The following is an 18,654-nucleotide window of genomic DNA, read 5'->3' as shown; positions in this document are numbered from 1 at the left end:
TTGGATTTGTTGTTCTTTATTAACTCCACATCTATATAATTTAACTAATAAAAGATAAAAAATTTGACCTTCAAGCCGGAAAACTGACTAATGAAAAAAACCCCCTATAGTAGACTTTTTGAGCCTGTGAAGATTGGCCCTGTTGTTACAAAAAATCGCTTTTATCAAGTTCCACATTGTTGTGGTATGGGGCATCAAAGGCCACAAGCACACGCTTCTATGAGGGCCTTAAAAGCAAAAGGTGGGTGGGGGGTCGTTAGTACAGAGGAGTCAGAAATACACCCTACCTCCGATTTGTCGCCATATGTTGAACAAAGAATATGGGACAAAAGAGATATTCCAGCTCTAAGTCTTATGACAGAAGCTGTTCATGAGCATGGGGCTCTTGCGGCAATCGAATTAGCCCACAATGGAAACCATGCTGCTAACTTATATTCCAGGCTCCCTGTTATTTCGCCTGTAAGCCAATCTATAGATCTTGTTTATCCCAAACAAACTAGGCGCATGAATAAGAAAGACATTGCTGAGTTTAGGCGCTGGCATCGTAACGCCGCTTTAAACGCAAAAGCCGCTGGTTTTGATATTATTTATGTTTATGCGGGCCATGGCATGACACTTACCCAGGAATTTTTGCTTTCAGAAATTAATGATCGTACTGATGAGTATGGTGGCAGTATTGAAAACCGAGTTCGTTTAACACGGGAGTTGCTTGAGGAAACTAAAGACGCTGTTGGTGACACCTGTGCAGTAGCTTTTAGGTTTGCTGTTGACGAGCTTAAGGGTTCAGACGGAATGCAATTCTTTGAGGAAGGAAGAGCGGTAGTTGAAATGCTGGCTGAAATTCCTGACCTTTGGGATGTAAATGTTTCCGACTGGGCTAATGACTCACAAACTTCTCGTTTTGAGCCAAATGAGGGCTATCAAATTCCATATGTTGAATTTGTGAAAAGTATAACAACAAAGCCAGTAGTTGGGGTTGGTCGGCTTACATCTCCAGACCTAATGGTTAGCCTAATTGAGCGTGGAGCTTTAGATCTTATTGGTGCAGCGAGACCTTCAATAGCAGATCCTTATCTTCCTAACAAAATAAAAGCTGGAAAGACTGATCAAATAAAAGAATGCATTGGTTGTAATATTTGCGTATCGAGCGATAATTTTGCAGTTCCAATTCGTTGTACACAAAACCCAACTATGGGAGAAGAGTGGAGAAGGGGCTGGGACCCAGAATCAATTAAACCTAAAAAGACAGATCAAAAAGCACTTGTTATTGGATCTGGACCTTCCGGATTAGAATGCACTATGCAGCTAGCAAGACGTGGTTATCATGTTACGTTGGCAGAGGCAGATAATAAATTAGGAGGCAGAGTGCTTTTTGAGTCTGGGCTTAAAGGGCTTTCTGCTTGGAAACGAGTCTCTGATAATAGAATTTATGAGATACAGCAAAAAAACAATATTGAAATTTACAAAGAAAGCGAATTAACTCTTTCACATATAAATGAACTTGGAATCAATAATATATTTTTAGCTACTGGGTCAAGTTGGCGCAAAGACGGTGTCGGCAGAAGTAGAAGAAAACCAGTTCAGGGCCTAGAGTCGCTTCAGGTGCTTACTCCAGAAGAGGCGATAAAGCAGAGCCCAAATTTAAGGGGCCCTATTGTTGTTTATGATGATGAGCAGGGATATTTGGCAGGGGTAATTGCGGACCAGTTGAGCTTTGATGAACACGAAGTAATTTTTATAACGCCAGCAAGCGTTGTATCTCCATGGACAGAGTCAACTCTAGAACAAAAAAGAATTCAGAAAGCGCTTTTGGTTAACGGCGTTAACGTAATTTGCAATAAGACCATAGATAAGGCTGAAGGTAGTAATCTTAATCTTAAGTGCGTGTTTACCGGAGAGATTTCACTTTTAAAATGTTCATCACTAGTAATGGTTACAGAGCGCATTCCAAACACTACGCTCTATGATCAGCTTGTGGAGCAAGAAAATAATACTGAACAGGGCGAAGCAAAACACATTCAGTTAATTGGAGATGCCGAGTCTCCAGGTTTAATAGCAGATGCAGTCTTTTTAGGCCACCTTGCCGCGCAAAGTTTTGAGGAGCCGGAACAAGAAATACAAAAGGCCATGTTTATGCGTGAAATGCCAAGCCTTAAGTAAAGACAATACTGGAGAGGGGTTAAGGCCTATTTCACAATTGATTTTGTGCGTGTTTTAGAGTAACATTGCCCTCTTTTTGTATGACCTAATAAAGTATGCGCAAGACAATTATTGCTGGAAACTGGAAAATGAACGCCAGTAAGGTCTCTGTTAAGAGCCTAATTGATGGAATATTGTCTGGAATGGAAGGCGTTAATTCAGAGGTTTTGGTTTGTGTTCCTTTTCCATATATGTCCCAAGTTGAGTCTTTGATAGAAGGCAGTAATTTAAAGCTTGGCGCCCAGAACATTAACATAAACCCATCAGGCGCATTTACTGGCGAAGTTAGTGCGGATATGATAAAGGACTTTGGTGCAAAACATGTTATCGCTGGACATTCTGAAAGAAGAAGTTTATACGGCGAAACAAGTTCGGTCGTTGCCGAAAAAACGAAAGCTGCATTAGGTGCTGGTTTGTGCCCTCTCTTATGTGTTGGAGAGTCTCTAGAGCAGAGAGAGGCTGGAAAAACTGAGACGGTTGTTGCGGAGCAAATTAATGCTGTTATAGAGCTAGTTGGCATAGAGTCTTTTGACAGTATTATTATTGCTTATGAACCAGTCTGGGCAATAGGAACAGGCATGACAGCAACGCCAGAACAAGCACAAGCGGTTCATTTTTTTATACGAAACCTTTTAGGTGAGAGTAGTGAAAATATTGCTCAAAAAACACCTATACTATATGGTGGAAGTATGAATGCAGGTAATGCTGTTGAGTTAATTTCTTGCCCAGATATTGATGGTGGGCTTATTGGTGGGGCTGCTCTAAAAGCAGAAGATTTTTTACAAATATGTAAGGCAGGTTAATATGACATTTCAAATAATTTTAGTAATTCATGTGCTATTGGCTCTTGGGCTAGTCGGGCTAATATTAATACAGCACGGCAAGGGAGCAGATGCGGGCGCTGCATTTGGTTCTGGGGCGGCAGGCTCAGTTTTTGGAGCTCGAGGCGCGCATTCATTTTTATATAAATTAACTGCAGTCATGGCTATTGGTTTTTTTGTAACCAGCATAAGTCTTGCTTACTTCGCTTCAAATGAAAGGTCTGCAGCAGAGGCCGACCAAAGTATTATGTCCCAGACAACTATGAGTGATGATGGGCTTGATACAGACGCAAGCGAAATTCCCAGCAATTAATTAAAGCCGTCGTGGTGAAATTGGTAGACACGCAGCCTTGAGGGGGCTGTAGCGCAAGCTGTGACGGTTCGACTCCGTCCGACGGCACCAAACTAAGTTGTTTTAACTCAAGCTTTATTCATACAGTTTATTAAGGTTGTTATGTACAATCAGCATTCTTTCATAATTAAGAGTTAATGAAAATTACGAATGTAAAAATACTTAAAGGAATAGGCTTAATGCTTTTAGGGATGACTATTGTTCCTTTTTTAGATATTTTTGCTAAGCTTTTGAGCCAAGAAGGCTATCACGTAACACAAGTTACATGGACACGGTTTTTTTTCCATGCTGTTTGGTTGTTGCCAATGATTATGTGGCAAAAGGTTAAGTTATTTTCAATCCCTGAAAAGCCCGGCTTACAGTTTTTACGGGGCTTGATGCTTACGCTAGCAACACTATTCTTTTTTGCAGCCATTGTAACCAATGATATCCCTGAAGCGCTTACGCTTTTATTTATCTCTCCTCTTGTTGTTGCAGTTCTCTCACCCTTTATTCTAGGAGAGCGTTTTGATATATTTATTGGGGTTGGCGTTCTAATAGGATTTATAGGGGTTATAGTAGTTCTTCAGCCCGACAGTGAACAGTTTGATCCGACTTTATTATTTGCCTTAGTCGCAGGATTTTGCTATGCCCTTTATATTATCATAACTAAAAAACTATCTTTTCGTGCGCCACCAGTTTTGACTTTATTTTATTCTGCAATCGTTGGAATAGTTATTATGTCGTTAATTGTTGTGCCTTATTGGACAACTCCAGATTTAAAGGGCATTCTAATGGGGGCAGCAATGGGTTTTTTTGCTGCAGCTTCGCACTTTATGATTATCAAGGCTTTTGAGTTTGCTAGCGCCTCAGAGCTAAGCCCCTTCAATTATTTTGAGATCGTAGTTGCCATTATTTTGAGCTATTTAGTTTTTGGTGTTTTGCCAAACGTTCAAGCGATACTTGGACTAATTATTATTATTCTTAGCGGTCTTTATGTCTCTTGGCGAGCAATGAAAAATAATCAAGATCAGGAAAATAAACAAGAGGCCTTGATAGAGCCTTTATAAAAAGGATAGACCAGCCTTTGATCAATTCTATTCTTATTCTTTAATGCATAACATATAATATGCGGGCTTTAATTTTCTTATGTAGTCCCTATATACTCAACATTACAATTAACCATAAAATAATATGAATTGGCGCACAAAAACCGAAGCAAAGATAGAGCTATTTTCTGACTGGCTTTTTGATAATGCCAAGAAAACAATACTAATTATTTTTCTTCTTGTAGCTGCTCTTGGCTCGCAATTGCCATCTTTAAAGATTGATACAACTACTGAAGGGTTTTTACATAAATCAGACCCAATGCGTGTTGAGTACGACATATTCAGAGATCAGTTTGGCAGGGATGAAAAGTTAATGATCGCTGTTAAAACTGAAAATATTTTTGACTTAAGTTTTTTAAAGAAGCTTGATAGCTTTCATGACGCTCTCGAGAGCGAGCTACCAAATATTAAAGGCGTTGACTCTCTAATAAATGCAAGAAATACTTATGGAATCGAGGGTGAGTTAATTGTTGAGCCCTTAATTGTCAACCTCCCTAAAACTAAGGGTGAATTATTCAAACTAAAAGAAACAGTCGTTAGTAACAGTCTCTATGAAAACTCACTTTACAGTGAAGACTTTACTATGACTACTGTTACGATTGACACAGAAACATACTCGAATAATGGGCTGTCAAATGAGCCAGTTAATATAGAGTTTGATGATGGCCTAGAGTTTGATGATGGCCTAGAGTTTGATGATGGCCTAGAGTTTGATGATGGCCTAGAGTTTGATGATGATAGCTTGGGCGGCCAGAGGGTGTATTTAACAGATGCTGAAAACGACGAAATAATTGCAAAAACCCAGAGCATCATGCAGCGTTTTGATGAAGATAATTTTGAAATATACTTATCAGGCTCGGCTGCAATTGCAGGAATCTTTAAGCAAGCCCTAATGAATGATTCAGTTATTTTTATTAGTTTAATGATGATTGTTATTATGGTTGTTTTGTTTGCTTTATTTAGGCGCATTTCAGGCGTTATATTGCCATTAGCCTGCGTATCTCTTACGCTTATAACAACCGTCTCATTAATGTCGGTATTTTCAGCCCCTTTTACAATGGCTACCCAAATTATGCCAACCTTTTTGTTGGCGGTGGTGACTAGTGCATCTATACATTTGCTGGCAGTCTTCTATAAGGACTTTTCAAAAACAAATGACAAGAAAGTATCCTTGAGGTATGCAATGGGCCACTCTGGCCTAGCAATTATAATGACCTCTATTACTACAGCTGTTGGCTTATGGTCCTTCTCTTTTTCTGGAGTTGCACCCGTAGCCGATCTTGGTATTTTTGCTAGCAGCGGCGTAATGATTGGCTTAGTTTTTACTCTCATTTTTCTGCCTGCTTTAATATCTATAACTAGAGTTAAAACCCTTAAGACCAACTCAGATAAAGAAGGCCAAACCCTAATGGATAGGTCTCTTATTGGAATAAGTGTGTTCGCAACTGGCCGCCCAAAACTTATAGTCTCAGTAAGTGCTGTATTAATTATTTGCGCAGCTATTATTGCATCACAGCTTAGGTTTTCTCATTTTCCGCTTCAATGGCTTCCAGAAGATAACTTTGCGCGCATTGCAACGGAGGCGGTTGACGAAAATCTTAAGGGCTCCCTAACGCTTGAAGTTATTATTGACACCGGAGAAACGAATGGACTTTATAACCCAGAGCTTTTAAAGGTGATTGATGACGTTTCTAAAAATATAAATTCTATCTCAACAGGAAACATGTTTGTTGGAAAAGTTATTAGTTATATTGACGTTATCAAGGAAACAAATAAAGCGCTTAATGAAAACCGTGAAGAGTTTTATGCGATTCCTGATGATCCTGATCTTATTGCACAGGAATTTTTGCTTTTTGAAAGCAGCGGCAATGATGACCTTTCGAGCCTTGTAGATGCAAATTACTCTAAAGCTCGGCTAACATTAAAAACCCCTTTTATTGACTCACTAGAAGCTAATATTTTTATAGATAATGCACAGGTCTACCTAGATCAAAAGTTTGGACTTCTTGCTAAAGTTACTTTCACTGGCATTGGAACTCTGATGACCGTAACTTTTGAAGAGGCGATTTATAGTAGTGCATTTAGTTATGTCCTTGCATTTTCATTAATAACCATTCTTATGGTGCTACTAATTGGCAATGTAAAAATTGGTATCATAAGCATGATTCCAAATATTTTGCCCATAATTTTTCTTTCAACAATTATGGTTGTCTTTAAAATGCCTCTTGACATGTTTACCTTGTTGATTGGCGCTATAGCACTTGGACTTGCAGTGGACGACACTGTTCATTTTATGCATAACTTTAGAAGATATGAGCTTCAATATAATGATGTTGATAAGGCAGTAAGGCTTACATTGCTTGGCACTGGAAGAGCCATTACACTAACTTCTATAGTCCTCGCTCTTGGCTTTCTTGTGCTGACCTTTTCTCAAATGAACAACATGTTTGACTTTGGTGTTTTAACAGCTAGTGCAATTTTGGTAGCAGTATTGGCAGACTTTTTCTTGATGCCAGCAATAATGAAGCTGATTATTAAAGATAAGGCTAGTATGTAGGAGTTGTGAATTCGAACTATAAAAAAGGCGCCGAAGGCGCCTTTTTTGAAGATCTTAAAGCTTAGCTCTGGGCTTGAGCCATAACCTCTTCGACAAAATTATCTTCTTTTTTCTCAATACCCTCACCGACTTCATAGCGAATAAAAGACTCAACCTCTGAATTTTTAGATTTCACTAAAGCGCCAACGGTAGTGTCTGGATCTTTAACAAAAGATTGACCGTAAAGAGTAACTTCATTGACAAATTTTTTCATTCTCCCAACGATCATTTTTTCAATAATATTGTCAGGCTTTCCACTTTCTTTAGCTTGTTCAATAAAAATTGCCTTTTCTCTTTCAAGGAGTTCAGTTGAGAGCTGGTCTTCACTTACACATTCAGGTTTTGAGGCTGCAATATGCATAGCGATATCTTTTGCAAGTTCAGCGTCATTTGAAGACAATACTGTGAGTACAGCAATTCGCTCACCATGCTTGTATGCGCCTAAAACTCCGCTTTCAGTGCTGACAATTTGAACCCTTCTAACTGAAATATTTTCACCAATTTTAGCGATAATTTCTTCTCTTGCCTGATCAACAGTAACACCAGAGTCTAGTTTTTGCTCTGAAAAGATCTCAACAGATTCTGGTTTATTCTTTAGTGCTAGGGCGCCTAAAGCGTCAACAAAATCAATAAAGGCAGAGCCTTTAGTTACAAAGTCTGTTTCAGAGTTAACTTCAAGAATTGCAGCATGCATTTTATCTTCACTAATAGTAACACTTACAAGTCCTTCAGAGGCTACTCGACCAGCTTTTTTTGCAGCTTTTGCTGCCCCAGATGCTCGCATTAAATCAATTGCTGCCTCTAGATCTGCATTGGTCTCGACTAATGCTTTTTTGCAGTCCATCATGCCTGCGCCAGTTCTTTCTCTTAGTTCTTTAACTAAAGCGGCCGTAATTGCCATAATTTATCTCCTATATATACTTTGTATAGCTATTTATTCAGTATCTGCCTTCTTAGCAGCAGGCTTCTTAGCAGCAGGCTTCTTAGCAGCAGGCTTCTTAGCAGCAGGCTTCTTAGCAGCAGGCTTCTTAGCAGCAGGCTTCTTAGCAGCAGGCTTCTTTTCTTCAGCAGGCGCTTCAGTCTTAGCAGCAGGCTTCTTTTCTTCAGCAGGCGCTTCAGTCTTAGCAGCAGGCTTCTTTTCTTCAGCAGGTGCAGATTTCTTAACTGCAGCTTTGGTTTCTACAATTGAAGCTTTAGCCTCTAGTATTGCATTAGCAATTTCTCTCGCATAATAACCAATTGCTCTTATTGAGTCATCATTTCCGGCTATAACATAATCAATTCCTTCGGGGCTGTGATTTGTATCAACAACGCCAATAATTGGAAGTTGTAAAGTATGAGCTTCACGAACTGCATTCTTTTCATGACCAATATCAACTACAAAGATAACATCAGGAATGCTGCCTAAGTCTTTAATTCCACCAAGGCTTCTTTCAAGTTTTTCTTGCTCTCTAGTCATAATGAGCGCTTCTTTTTTTGTAAACTGGGAAAAGTTTTCTTCAGCAAGAAACTCTAGATCTTTAAGGCGCTTAATAGAGGCTTTAATAGTTTTGTAATTTGTCATCATGCCGCCTAGCCAGCGATGGTTTACATAAGGCATTCCACAGCGAATTGCCTCCTCTTTAATAATGTTGCTTGCTGCTCTCTTTGTGCCAACAAAAAGGATTGATCCTCCAGCAGCAACAGTTTTGCTTGCAAAGTTAAGCACATCGTTGAATTGTGGTAGGGTTTTTTCTAGGTTAATTATGTGAACACCATTTCGTGTTCCGTAGATAAAAGGCTCCATTTTTGGATGCCAAAAACGAGACCTGTGACCAAAATGAACACCTGCCTCTAACATTTTTTTCATTGACGCTTTCGCCATATTTTTCTCCTGGGTTAAGACTTCCACATTGCCTATTAACCAACCTTATTAAAAAGGCACCCTGGTTAATATTGGGGCTCTGTGTGATACATTAAAATACTAACTTTATAAAGATTTAGTTAGCCCTTCTTACAGCTCATGTTGGCTGAAAGGCGACGATTATCCCATATTTTTTTGAATTAAGCAAAGCATATTTTCTCTAATTACCTATATAGGTAGGCATCTACACCCTATTCACTAAAAAAACATACAACTCAAAAAAACACCCTTTATAATTATGCTTTTTTAAAATAATTGTGACCACATGTTGGTTATGATATGTATCTAGCCTAATAAGGGGGGCTCTATAATACATATTTGATTCTATACTATGAAAATTGCTATTATTGGAAGCGGAATATCTGGCTTAACAGCTGCTCATCTTCTTCACAAACAACACGATATTACTATTTTGGAAGCTAATGATTATATAGGCGGCCATACCCATACACATCAAATTGAGATAGATAAAAAGAAATGGCTGATTGATTCTGGCTTTATTGTTTACAATGAAAACACATATCCAAACTTTATAAAGCTTCTTCAAAAGCTTAAAGTTGACACGCAAAAAACTTCTATGGGCTTTAGCGTTAAGGCCCCAGGACAAAAACTAGAGTATTCTGGAGGCTCCCTAAATTCTTTATTTGCTCAACGCCTCAACCTATTTCGACCTTCTTTCTTGATGATGCTTAAAGACATTTTAAGATTTAATCGCATATCAGTGGCAAAGCTAAATAATTTAAACGAGTCAACAACAATCTATGAATTTTTGATTAACCATAAATTTAGTAAGAACTTTATTGAGCACTATATAATTCCAATGGGTGCTGCCATATGGTCAACAGCAGCGAAAAAAACAACAGAAATGCCAGCAGTTTTTTATATTAGATTTTTCAAAAACCATGGACTACTTCAAATATTTAATCGTCCCCAATGGTTCGTAATTAAGGGCGGCTCAAAAGCATACATACCAAAAATAATTGCAGGATTTAAAAATAAAATTTTGCTTTCAACCCCAGTTTCCAAGGTTGTAAGAGGCAAAAATAGTGTTGAGGTTTTTTATGGAAAGGATTTTGCCTCTCATCAGTTTGATAAAGTTATATTTGCAACACACAGTGATCAAGCATTGGCATTATTAGAGGACCCTAGTGAAGAAGAAGTTAAAATTTTAGGCTCTCTGCCTTATCAAAAAAATGTGGCACTGCTGCACACAGACTCTTCTATATTGCCTAAAAAGAAAATAACATGGTCTAGTTGGAACTACCTTTTGAGCGGTGATCAAAGTAAGCCGGTGACGCTAACCTATAACATGAATATTTTGCAATCATTAAAGTCGAAGACTAATTTTTTAGTAACCCTAAATAGTAATGGGGATGTTGACACAAGCAAAATAATTAAGACTTTAGTCTACCATCATCCTCTTTTCACGGTCAAGGGCGTTAAAGCACAAAAAGAAAAGAATAAAATAAGTGGTGTAAATAACACTTTTTATTGCGGGGCATATTGGGGAAATGGTTTTCATGAGGATGGCGTTAACAGTGCCCTTGATGTTTGTAGTTTTTTTGATATGGCCTTATGATGCTCTCTAAAAATCACCAACTGTATTGGGGTACGATTAGTCATCAGCGACACACCCCGTTTAAGCGGTTTTTTTCATACCCAATTTTTATGGCCTATATTGATATCTCGTCTTTAGCATCCACTATGAAGCCATCACTTCTTTGGAACATTAATAAGCCTGCGCTTGTTTCATTTAAAAGGAAGGACTACCATGGAGACCCAGACTTAGACTTAGATAGTGCGGTTCGAAAAACACTTCATGAAAAAACTGGTAAAGTTTTTAAAGGGCCAATTAGACTCCTGACGCACTTGAGATACTTTGGGCATTGTTTTAATCCAGTAAGTTTTTATTACTGTTTTGATGATTTAGACCAAAAGGTTGAGGCCATAATGGCTGAAGTAACAAACACACCATGGAAAGAAAGGCATGCCTACATTATTGAAGAGCAGACAGAAAATAATACTAGGATGGGGTTTATCGCCTCTCCAAAAAAACAACTACATGTAAGCCCTTTTTGGGGGATGGACCATGATTATGAGTGGTTTTTCTCACAGCCTGAAGACTCTCTAAATGTAAAAATGAAAAACTTTAAAGATGGTGAAAAGGTTTTTAATGTTTCGCTTGACTTAAAGAGGCGTGCATTTTCAAACGCAGGGCTTGTTAAGGCAATTTCCAGGTTTCCATTTATCACGCTGATGGTTGTATATAGAATCCATTGGCAAGCATTTATGCTCTATGTAAAAAGAGCCCCATTTTTTACACATCCTGACAAACTATGACTCAAGAAATTCAAACTAAAGACAGACTTTCAGTTGATGGCCTAGCAAACAATATTCAAGAAATGCAAAGAAGCACTAGAATGACTTCATTCTTTAAAAGGATTTTATTTAAAAAACTGAAAGGCTTAAAAACTGGTGAGCTGACAATAATTGATGGTTCTGAAATTCACGTATTTGGCATTCCAAAATCAGAGCTTAAGGCAACCTTAACTGTTTCATCTCAAGAGTTTTACGTTTTTTTAGGGAGTGGCGGCACCAATGGCGCAGCAGAGGCCTTCACTGCTGGTTATTGGTCTGCAGATAATTTGGTTGAATTAATTCAGATCATTATTAGAAATAAAAAAACCATGGAGGGGCTTGAATCTGGACTTGCAAGATTAACAAATCCAATCACTAAAATAATCCATAGGCTTAGACAAAACACCTTAAAAGGAAGCAAGAGTAATATCTTGGCACACTACGATTTGAGTAATGATTTTTATAAGCTATGGCTCGACTCAACCATGACTTACTCAAGCGGCATTTTTCTAAACAAGAAGTCAAGTATGCTTGATGCCTCGGTAGAAAAGCTGGATAGGCTATGTCGAAAACTAAACCTTAATAGTAGTGACCATGTTCTTGAAATAGGAACGGGATGGGGAAGCTTTGCAACACATGCAGCCAAAAATTATGGCTGTAAAGTTACCACTACGACTATATCAGACAATCAGTTTAATTATGTTGCTGAGCTGATTAGTAAGGAGAATTTAGATAATAAAATAACTTTACTAAACAAAGATTATAGAGAGCTTGAGGGTGTTTTTGATAAGGTTGTTTCAATTGAAATGATAGAGGCTGTTGGGTCTGACTTTGTGCCTGGCTTCTTTGAAAAGGCCTCTTCATTGCTGAAGAAAAATGGTTTAATGGCGCTTCAAGGAATAACATATAACGACCCAGACTTTAATGCCTATAAAAATTCGGTAGACTTTATCAGAAAATATATTTTTCCTGGCTCATGTCTTATCTCATTGTCACAAGTTGGGAAAGCCATCAAAGATAAAACGGATTTAATTATGGTTGACTCTGAAGATATAACTCTTCACTATGCAAGGACACTCGAGATATGGCGTAAAGACTTTGAAAATGTATTGCCGCAAGTGAGAGAGCTTGGTTTTTCTGATCCTTTTATAAGGATTTGGGTTTTTTACCTAGTCTACTGTGAAGCGGGATTTCTTGAAAACCTAATTGGTGATTTTCAGTTTATATTTGCTAAACCTGACTCCAAAAACATTAAAATTACACACTAAAAAAATGATTAAATTATTAATAAAACTTGCAGAAAATGGTTTATTACCAGACATGCTTATTAGGCTTGGAATAAGGCGTTTATGCGCTCAAAGGCTTGTAGAGGCAACGAGCATTGGCAAGCTTGAAATGGAAAAAAGACACTCATCTTGGATTGACTTTTTAAATGAAAGCCCAATTGCTCTGGTTCCAGAAAAAGCAAATGAACAGCACTATGAGGTTCCACCAAGGCTTTTTGAATTGGTCCTGGGCTCGAACTTAAAATACAGTTCTGGTTATTGGCCAAAGGATGCTTCGTCTCTAGACGAATCAGAGCTGGAGATGTTAAAGCTTTCTTGTGAAAGGGCATCCCTTTCAGATGGCCAAGAGGTTTTAGAATTAGGATGTGGTTGGGGCTCCTTGACTCTTTATATGGCACAAAATTTCCCTAATAGCAAAATTACTGCTGTTAGTAATTCAAAGGACCAGAGGCAGTTTATTGAGAACAAATGTAAGAAATTAAAGATAGAAAATATCAAGGTTATAACAGCAGACATGAACAACTTTTCAATTGATAAAAGCTTTGATCGTGTTGTTTCAATCGAAATGTTTGAACATATGCGCAACTATGGTGAGCTTCTAAAAAGAGTAAGTGACTGGTTAAAAAAAGATGGAAAACTTTTTGTTCATATTTTTTCTCATAAAGAAATTGCCTATCCCTTTGAAGACCAAGATGAGGGAGACTGGATGGCTAGAGAGTTTTTTAGTGGCGGTCAGATGCCTTCTCATAGGCTCCTAACCTGTTTTCCAAGTCGGATGAAAATTGAGAAAGATTGGAGGGTAGATGGAACTCACTATGAAAAAACCTCGCTCGCATGGCTTAACAAGATGGATAAAAATAAAGCTGAAGTGCTTAAATTATTCGAAAAAACTTATGGCAAAGATGAAGCAGGCATTTGGTTTCAAAGGTGGCGTATTTTTTTCATGTCATGCGAGGTTCTTTTTGGCTTTAAAAGTGGCTCTGAATGGGGTGTTTCCCACTATCTTTTTGAGAGGCCATAATGGATAATATCAAGGACCTTGTTGCTATTATTTTATGTATTTTGACAGCCTATTTTGTTGCAAATGCTGCAACAGTTGAGGGCGCTGTACTTTACGGCGTGCCAGCCATACTTTTATGTGCCGCTGTTAGCTTTATTGTGCACTGGATTGTTGCAATCCCTTCGCTTGTAACAAGCTCAGAAAAATATTTTGACTTTACAGGGATGATTGCAACTCTACTTCTAGTTGCTACTTCTATATTTGCACTTTTAGGCCAAGGAATGCAAGTTTCTATGCGCTCGACTATTGTGGCTATTTTTGTATCTATATGGACGCTAAGACTTGGGACATTTCTCTACATAAGAATAGTTAAAAGTGGAGAAGACAAAAGGTTTAGGGAGATCAAGAAATCGTTGCCAAAATTTTTAATGACATGGACTCTTTCAGCCCTATGGGTTTTCTTAACGACAGCAAATGCTGTTACCATTATTGTTTTAAATCAGCATGCAGCTCTTGACTTATTTTTTATAGCAGGATTTTCCCTCTGGGTTTTAGGGTTTGCTTTCGAGGCTGTCGCAGATAAACAAAAAAAGAGCTTTAGTGAAATCCCTGAAAATAAGGATAAATTTATAACACTTGGATTGTGGTCTATATCACGCCACCCAAACTATTTTGGGGAGATTGTTCTTTGGACAGGCATTGCAATTATATCGCTCCCACTTCTCTCAGGCTGGCAGTTTTTAACCCTTGTGTCGCCAGTTTTTGTCTATCTTCTCTTAACTAAAATAAGTGGACTGCCTTTTTTAGAAGAAAAAGCTGAAAAAAAATGGGGCAATGACAAAGAGTATCTTGAATACAAGAACAACACACCCATATTGATTCCTTATTTTGGAAAAAAATAACTCAAACTAAAAAAATGGCAATTGAAACCCCTGAATATAAAATAATATCCAAGTGTGAAGGCTTTGAAGTTCGTCGTTATAGTGACATGGTTATTGCTACAACAAAAGTTCAGGCCGACTACAAGGCCTCAACATCTTCTGGATTCAGAAGAATTGCAAGTTATATTTTTGGCGGTAATGATAAAGAAATGAAAATTGCCATGACTGCACCTGTTATTGCTGATTGCCCTTCTGAGGGGCTTAAGTCTTATAACATTTCTTTTATAATGCCCAAAGAACACTCTATGAGCGACCTCCCCAAAGCCAACATAAGTGAAGTTTCAATTCAGAAAGAGAGTCTTGGTAAAGTCGCTGTTCTATCTTTTGGGGGCTGGGCTACTGAATCTAGAAGCATAAACTATCAAAAAAAACTTTCAGAGTTGCTTTTAAAAAACAAGATTGAAATAAAAGGAGGCTTTATGGTTGCTCAATTTAATTCGCCATGGACGCTACCAATGTTTCGTAAAAATGAACTTATGGTGAGAATAAGCAGTTAAATAGTTTTTTTATCTACTGGCACATCTTACAGAGCCCACTAAGCTCTACAGCTTGAGAGTTATTAACTGAAAACTTGTTGCTTTTAGGTAAAGAGAGTTGAGCTGAAAGCTGACAAGACTCTTCCACAGATTTACAACTAGTACAGTTAAGCAAGACATGAAAGTGGTTTGTGTGGCTATCATTGCAAACTAGATAAGTATTGCTTGAGTCCATTTTATGAACAACACCCACATCAATCCAAAAGCTTAAGACCCTATAAATTGTACTAATATTAAATGAATGGCCTTTATCTTTTAAAGAGTCCCTCAGATCATAGGCAGAAAGATTTTTTCTTGCAGAGTCTAGTTCATTAATAATTGACATTCTTTGAGGCGTAGCACTTTTTCCAGACTCTAAACATTTAGACATTAATTTTGCGTTATTAATCATCACTTTCCTCTTCGTTTTTTCTATACTCCTCGTCACTAAAATGCAGCGTCTCAACAACTGCATCAGTAATGGCATATCCGCTATCAGCAATATCAAAACTTTGCGACCCTACAGATATTCTCCCATAAACAATTATTGGTACGTATAAATCGCGAAACTTTATTGGATTGTTTGACACATCGACAATCAGTGTTTGGTTAAGAGGTGGGGGCGGAACATGGATGCACTGACCAGCTTCAGGGACAAGCAAAAACTTGCTAATGTCAGATCCTACATATTCAATTGGAACCATGAATCCAGCAAGTGCAATATCTTTTCCTTCTAGCAATTTATTTAGTTTTGTTCCAGCCTCTTCTAATTTTGCTTGAAACTCTGGGCTATTATAGATTTCATAGGTCAGATCTTCTGGAATAAAATCATATGCATCAGCTGGCTCAAGGCTTAGCCAGTTTTCTTCTATTGTGGATAAATACTCATCAGTAACTACAATGGCAAAAGAGCTTAACGAGAAAAAAATTAAAATGGAGAGGGATATTTTTTTTAACATGCAGACTAGCTTAATGTTTGATGTAAATTTTTTCTAAAAACCATGACTGCTGGAACCAAACTACTTAATACTCCAGCAAATAAGATCAAGCCAAAAACCTTAATTTCCTCCAAGCTGATCCACTTAAACGAAGGTGAAATGCCTAAAGCCAAGTTTAACTGATTGGTTGCAAAGTAAGTCACAATTGTCACCAGAATAATTGCACCAATAATTGCAACCAATCCAATTACAAGAGACTCACATATTACCATTATGGCTAAAAATTTTGGCGAGGCCCCATTGGCTCTGTAAATTGTCATTTCCTGTTTACGGTTATCCAAACTGGCAATAATTAAAGTTACCATTGCTATGAGGCTGATTGCAATAATAATCCAGCTTAGAAGCTGAAATCCTTTGTCAACTAACCCAACAATTGACCAAAGCTCTGACAATGCTATGCCTGGTATTACAGCAGATATAGCCTCCTTCGAGTATTCTCTAATACTCTTGGTAAATTTAAATAAAGTTATCTTTGATTTAAGACCCACAAAAGCAGCTGTAACTGTTTTTGGGTCTAAAGCTCCAGCTGGCAGAGACGACAAGTCAATATCATCAAGGCTGAATACTTTTTTCCCACTCATCCATCCAAGGTGAAGCAGCTCATAGCCCTTTAGGTCCAAAAAAATAGCTTGATCAATTGGGGTTCCTGTTTTCTTAAGAATCCCTGTAACCTTAAATGAAAAGTCATCATGCTTGCTACCTATTGACTCAACTGAGCCATGGGTGATTTGAATTTCTGAACCAACATTGTAATTAAGTCTTTCAGCAACATCAGACCCCAAGACTGCCTCCGATAGTTCAGAAAATGCTACTCCGCTCAAAAAAATCAATGATTGATTGTTGCCGTATTTAATGTGCTCAAAGTAATTTGATTGAGTCGCTACAACCCTAAACCCTCTATGACTATCACCTAGTGCAATTGGAACCAGCCAACTTATATCACTTCTCTGCTTAATATCATTGACAGTCTTCGTTGTGATGTTGTTAGTGGGCCTACCAAGATGAAAAACTGTGTATAAAACCAATTCAAGAGAGCTCGACCTTGGTCCAATAATTGCATCAACACCTGAAATACTTTGATTAAAGCCTTCCTCTGTGCCTTGTTGAACCCTCTCTATGCTTAATAGCAGAACCATTGAAGCCATCAAAGATATCGTCACAAGCGATGTCGGAATAATCCTTGAGCGCATTGATTTAAGCAAAAGACTAAGCATGCTGTTTATTCAAATCTATAACAGTGTCAAAGTAATGTGTAATAGAGGCGTCATGACTCACCATAATTATTGCCTGTTTGGTTGAGTCAAAAGCGTCCATCACCTCATTTAAAAATTTTTTAGTCGTTTCAGCATCAAGAGCAGAGGTTGGCTCATCAGCTAAAATTAAATCTGGCTTGCCAAGCAGAGCTCTAGCAACTGCAACTCTTTGTTGCTGACCAACGCTTAGGCGGTTTACTGGAGTTGTTAAAACCTCTTTTCCTAGCCCTAGTGATTTGACCAGTCTAGTGATTTCTTGATTTAGATCATTGATTTTAGATTTTCTAGATTGAGAGAATCTAATACCCAATGCTATATTTTCTGAAACACTTAAAAATGGAATAAGGTTAAGTGTTTGAAAAATATAGCCGATGTGATCTGCTCTAAATTTATCCAAAAGCAGGGAGGACATTGAAGAGTAATTAATGCCATCAAACTTAATATCACCAGCCTGAAGTTTTAAGGCGCCAGCAATCAGGCTGAGTAGAGTAGTTTTACCACAGCCTGAAAAGCCACTAATCAATAATCGCTGTCCCCTTTTAACCTCTATTTCTGGAAACACAATTTTTTTACCGTGCTGATAATGGTATTCCAGTCCTAGTGTTTCTAACATCAGATTCTCATTTAAAATATTACTTTATCGACGTCAGATTTTAGGCTTTTTGTTAGCGCTTTATTGTTTATTACTGCCTCGAAGTATAAATTTTCTAGTTCGCTGAAGTGATTGAATGCATTAATGGTAATGCTCTTTAATTGGCTTGGCTCATTGCAAGAAAACTCATATGATAATTCGACATCTTTGTGATCTCCTTCTGTTGAGACACTGTGAAGTTCAGATTTAAATGAAACTAAGTCACAATTAGCACCTTTAGGAAATGCAAATAATTGTGAATAATTTTGAAATTCAGCTAATGATTCATCTGATACGGTTAACTTATCATGCTCGTCATGTTCATCATGCTCGTCATGTTCATCATGCTCGTCATGTTCATCATTCTCATCATGCTCGTCATGTTCATCATGCTCATCATGTTCATCATTCTCATCATGCTCGTCATGTTCATCATTCTCATCATGCTCGTCATGTTCATCATGTTCATCATTCTCATCAAGTAGTTGAACTATTGGCATTTCATAAGTAATAGCAACTTGATTTTGACTGATTACCATTGAAAAATTGTTTAGTCCGTGGGCATGTGCATCTGCACGCCTTTCTTCCTCTGCGCTTGCAAAAGAAGAAATTAATAGCAACGAAAGAAAGCTAAGTTTTAACATTTTTGAGTCCTGTTTAATTAAAACAGGATAATATATCCTAAATGCAATATTATTGCAATAGGGTAAATG

Annotated in this window: 18 protein-coding genes and 1 tRNA gene; 12 read left to right on the top strand and 7 right to left on the bottom strand. The window is 37.8% G+C overall.

From position 1 onward, the window contains the following. The first annotated feature begins 90 nt into the window (after nt 1-90). The 6 genes from ABXT69_RS08895 (at nt 91) to ABXT69_RS08870 (ending at nt 7,017) form a co-directional block, all read left to right on the top strand. The gene (locus tag ABXT69_RS08895; RefSeq protein ID WP_416678058.1) at nt 91-2,160 is read left to right on the top strand and encodes an FAD-dependent oxidoreductase; all 2,070 of its coding nucleotides are present in this window, start codon (nt 91-93) and stop codon (nt 2,158-2,160) included. Nucleotides 2,161-2,255: 95 nt separating this feature from the next. Further along, nucleotides 2,256-3,002 (top strand): triose-phosphate isomerase, encoded by a 747-nt coding sequence (gene tpiA / locus ABXT69_RS08890; RefSeq protein WP_416678057.1) that lies wholly within the window; start codon nt 2,256-2,258, stop codon nt 3,000-3,002. 1 nt (nt 3,003) lies between these two features. Beyond that, entirely contained in the window at nt 3,004-3,333 is a 330-nt protein-coding gene (gene secG / locus ABXT69_RS08885) for a preprotein translocase subunit SecG (RefSeq protein WP_271541938.1), read from the top strand. A gap of 5 nt (nt 3,334-3,338) precedes the next feature. After that, nucleotides 3,339-3,423, top strand: a tRNA-Leu gene (locus ABXT69_RS08880). 86 nt (nt 3,424-3,509) lie between these two features. Continuing rightward, a complete protein-coding gene (locus ABXT69_RS08875; RefSeq protein WP_416678056.1) occupies nt 3,510-4,421 on the top strand; it encodes a DMT family transporter in 912 nt (303 codons plus the stop codon). Nucleotides 4,422-4,545: 124 nt separating this feature from the next. After that, nucleotides 4,546-7,017 carry an efflux RND transporter permease subunit gene (locus ABXT69_RS08870; protein ID WP_416678055.1) on the top strand — a complete coding sequence of 824 codons (2,472 nt, stop codon included), beginning with the start codon at nt 4,546-4,548 and terminating at the stop codon, nt 7,015-7,017. A 61-nt stretch (nt 7,018-7,078) separates the two neighbouring features. On the opposite strand, the gene tsf is transcribed toward ABXT69_RS08870, so the two are convergent. Next, nucleotides 7,079-7,957, bottom strand: a complete 879-nt coding sequence (gene tsf, locus ABXT69_RS08865; RefSeq protein ID WP_416678054.1) for a translation elongation factor Ts — start codon at nt 7,955-7,957, stop codon at nt 7,079-7,081. A 33-nt stretch (nt 7,958-7,990) separates the two neighbouring features. Then, nucleotides 7,991-8,920: a 30S ribosomal protein S2 gene (gene rpsB, locus ABXT69_RS08860; RefSeq protein WP_416678053.1), complete on the bottom strand. Its 930-nt coding sequence runs from the start codon at nt 8,918-8,920 to the stop codon at nt 7,991-7,993. Nucleotides 8,921-9,290: 370 nt separating this feature from the next. Here rpsB and ABXT69_RS08855 point away from each other — a divergent pair, with 370 nt between their 5' ends. Genes ABXT69_RS08855 through ABXT69_RS08830 form a run of 6 tightly spaced genes read left to right on the top strand, consistent with a single transcriptional unit; the run spans nt 9,291 to nt 15,041 of the window. Further along, nucleotides 9,291-10,538 carry an NAD(P)/FAD-dependent oxidoreductase gene (locus ABXT69_RS08855; RefSeq protein WP_416678051.1) on the top strand — a complete coding sequence of 416 codons (1,248 nt, stop codon included), beginning with the start codon at nt 9,291-9,293 and terminating at the stop codon, nt 10,536-10,538. Beyond that, nucleotides 10,535-11,299 (top strand): DUF1365 domain-containing protein, encoded by a 765-nt coding sequence (locus tag ABXT69_RS08850; RefSeq protein ID WP_416678049.1) that lies wholly within the window; start codon nt 10,535-10,537, stop codon nt 11,297-11,299. The genes ABXT69_RS08855 and ABXT69_RS08850 overlap by 4 nt, the downstream gene beginning before the upstream one ends. Then, complete coding sequence (locus ABXT69_RS08845; protein ID WP_416678047.1) at nt 11,296-12,585, top strand: class I SAM-dependent methyltransferase; 1,290 nt, start codon at nt 11,296-11,298, stop codon at nt 12,583-12,585. Before ABXT69_RS08850 ends, ABXT69_RS08845 begins: the two co-directional genes overlap by 4 nt. A gap of 4 nt (nt 12,586-12,589) precedes the next feature. Next, on the top strand, nt 12,590-13,624 hold the full coding sequence (locus ABXT69_RS08840) for an SAM-dependent methyltransferase (RefSeq protein ID WP_416678046.1): 1,035 nt from the start codon (nt 12,590-12,592) through the stop codon (nt 13,622-13,624). Next, on the top strand, nt 13,624-14,505 hold the full coding sequence (locus ABXT69_RS08835) for a DUF1295 domain-containing protein (RefSeq protein WP_271558710.1): 882 nt from the start codon (nt 13,624-13,626) through the stop codon (nt 14,503-14,505). Before ABXT69_RS08840 ends, ABXT69_RS08835 begins: the two co-directional genes overlap by 1 nt. Before the next feature lie 14 nt (nt 14,506-14,519). Next, a complete protein-coding gene (locus tag ABXT69_RS08830; RefSeq protein WP_416678044.1) occupies nt 14,520-15,041 on the top strand; it encodes an SOUL family heme-binding protein in 522 nt (173 codons plus the stop codon). Between the two features lie 13 nt (nt 15,042-15,054). Here the strand turns inward: ABXT69_RS08830 and ABXT69_RS08825 are convergent, their stop codons facing one another. From ABXT69_RS08825 to ABXT69_RS08805, 5 genes are read right to left on the bottom strand one after another with little or no spacing between them, the layout of a single operon-like run. Beyond that, on the bottom strand, nt 15,055-15,471 hold the full coding sequence (locus ABXT69_RS08825) for a Fur family transcriptional regulator (RefSeq protein WP_271541885.1): 417 nt from the start codon (nt 15,469-15,471) through the stop codon (nt 15,055-15,057). Continuing rightward, nucleotides 15,464-16,018, bottom strand: coding sequence for a DUF3299 domain-containing protein (locus ABXT69_RS08820; RefSeq protein WP_416678042.1), 555 nt, complete (start codon nt 16,016-16,018; stop codon nt 15,464-15,466). Before ABXT69_RS08820 ends, ABXT69_RS08825 begins: the two co-directional genes overlap by 8 nt. A 5-nt stretch (nt 16,019-16,023) precedes the next feature. Further along, complete coding sequence (locus ABXT69_RS08815; protein WP_416678040.1) at nt 16,024-17,247, bottom strand: ABC transporter permease; 1,224 nt, start codon at nt 17,245-17,247, stop codon at nt 16,024-16,026. A 16-nt stretch (nt 17,248-17,263) separates the two neighbouring features. Continuing rightward, entirely contained in the window at nt 17,264-17,923 is a 660-nt protein-coding gene (locus ABXT69_RS08810; RefSeq protein WP_416678038.1) for an ABC transporter ATP-binding protein, read from the bottom strand. A gap of 11 nt (nt 17,924-17,934) precedes the next feature. Beyond that, nucleotides 17,935-18,585: a ZrgA family zinc uptake protein gene (locus ABXT69_RS08805; RefSeq protein ID WP_416678036.1), complete on the bottom strand. Its 651-nt coding sequence runs from the start codon at nt 18,583-18,585 to the stop codon at nt 17,935-17,937. Between the last annotated feature and the right edge of the window lie 69 nt (nt 18,586-18,654).

Source organism: Candidatus Pseudothioglobus sp. Uisw_016 (assembly GCF_048087635.1).
Classification (GTDB): domain Bacteria; phylum Pseudomonadota; class Gammaproteobacteria; order PS1; family Pseudothioglobaceae; genus Pseudothioglobus.
This window is presented reverse-complemented; position numbering and strand designations above follow the sequence as displayed.

Coding starts and splice junctions, on each gene's coding strand:
- ABXT69_RS08895 (WP_416678058.1), top strand. CDS start 91: ATGAAAAAAACCCCCTATAGTAGACTTTTTGAGCCTGTGAAGATTGGC.
- tpiA (WP_416678057.1), top strand. CDS start 2,256: ATGCGCAAGACAATTATTGCTGGAAACTGGAAAATGAACGCCAGTAAG.
- secG (WP_271541938.1), top strand. CDS start 3,004: ATGACATTTCAAATAATTTTAGTAATTCATGTGCTATTGGCTCTTGGG.
- ABXT69_RS08875 (WP_416678056.1), top strand. CDS start 3,510: ATGAAAATTACGAATGTAAAAATACTTAAAGGAATAGGCTTAATGCTT.
- ABXT69_RS08870 (WP_416678055.1), top strand. CDS start 4,546: ATGAATTGGCGCACAAAAACCGAAGCAAAGATAGAGCTATTTTCTGAC.
- tsf (WP_416678054.1), bottom strand. CDS start 7,957: ATGGCAATTACGGCCGCTTTAGTTAAAGAACTAAGAGAAAGAACTGGC.
- rpsB (WP_416678053.1), bottom strand. CDS start 8,920: ATGGCGAAAGCGTCAATGAAAAAAATGTTAGAGGCAGGTGTTCATTTT.
- ABXT69_RS08855 (WP_416678051.1), top strand. CDS start 9,291: ATGAAAATTGCTATTATTGGAAGCGGAATATCTGGCTTAACAGCTGCT.
- ABXT69_RS08850 (WP_416678049.1), top strand. CDS start 10,535: ATGATGCTCTCTAAAAATCACCAACTGTATTGGGGTACGATTAGTCAT.
- ABXT69_RS08845 (WP_416678047.1), top strand. CDS start 11,296: ATGACTCAAGAAATTCAAACTAAAGACAGACTTTCAGTTGATGGCCTA.
- ABXT69_RS08840 (WP_416678046.1), top strand. CDS start 12,590: ATGATTAAATTATTAATAAAACTTGCAGAAAATGGTTTATTACCAGAC.
- ABXT69_RS08835 (WP_271558710.1), top strand. CDS start 13,624: ATGGATAATATCAAGGACCTTGTTGCTATTATTTTATGTATTTTGACA.
- ABXT69_RS08830 (WP_416678044.1), top strand. CDS start 14,520: ATGGCAATTGAAACCCCTGAATATAAAATAATATCCAAGTGTGAAGGC.
- ABXT69_RS08825 (WP_271541885.1), bottom strand. CDS start 15,471: ATGATTAATAACGCAAAATTAATGTCTAAATGTTTAGAGTCTGGAAAA.
- ABXT69_RS08820 (WP_416678042.1), bottom strand. CDS start 16,018: ATGTTAAAAAAAATATCCCTCTCCATTTTAATTTTTTTCTCGTTAAGC.
- ABXT69_RS08815 (WP_416678040.1), bottom strand. CDS start 17,247: ATGCGCTCAAGGATTATTCCGACATCGCTTGTGACGATATCTTTGATG.
- ABXT69_RS08810 (WP_416678038.1), bottom strand. CDS start 17,923: ATGTTAGAAACACTAGGACTGGAATACCATTATCAGCACGGTAAAAAA.
- ABXT69_RS08805 (WP_416678036.1), bottom strand. CDS start 18,585: ATGTTAAAACTTAGCTTTCTTTCGTTGCTATTAATTTCTTCTTTTGCA.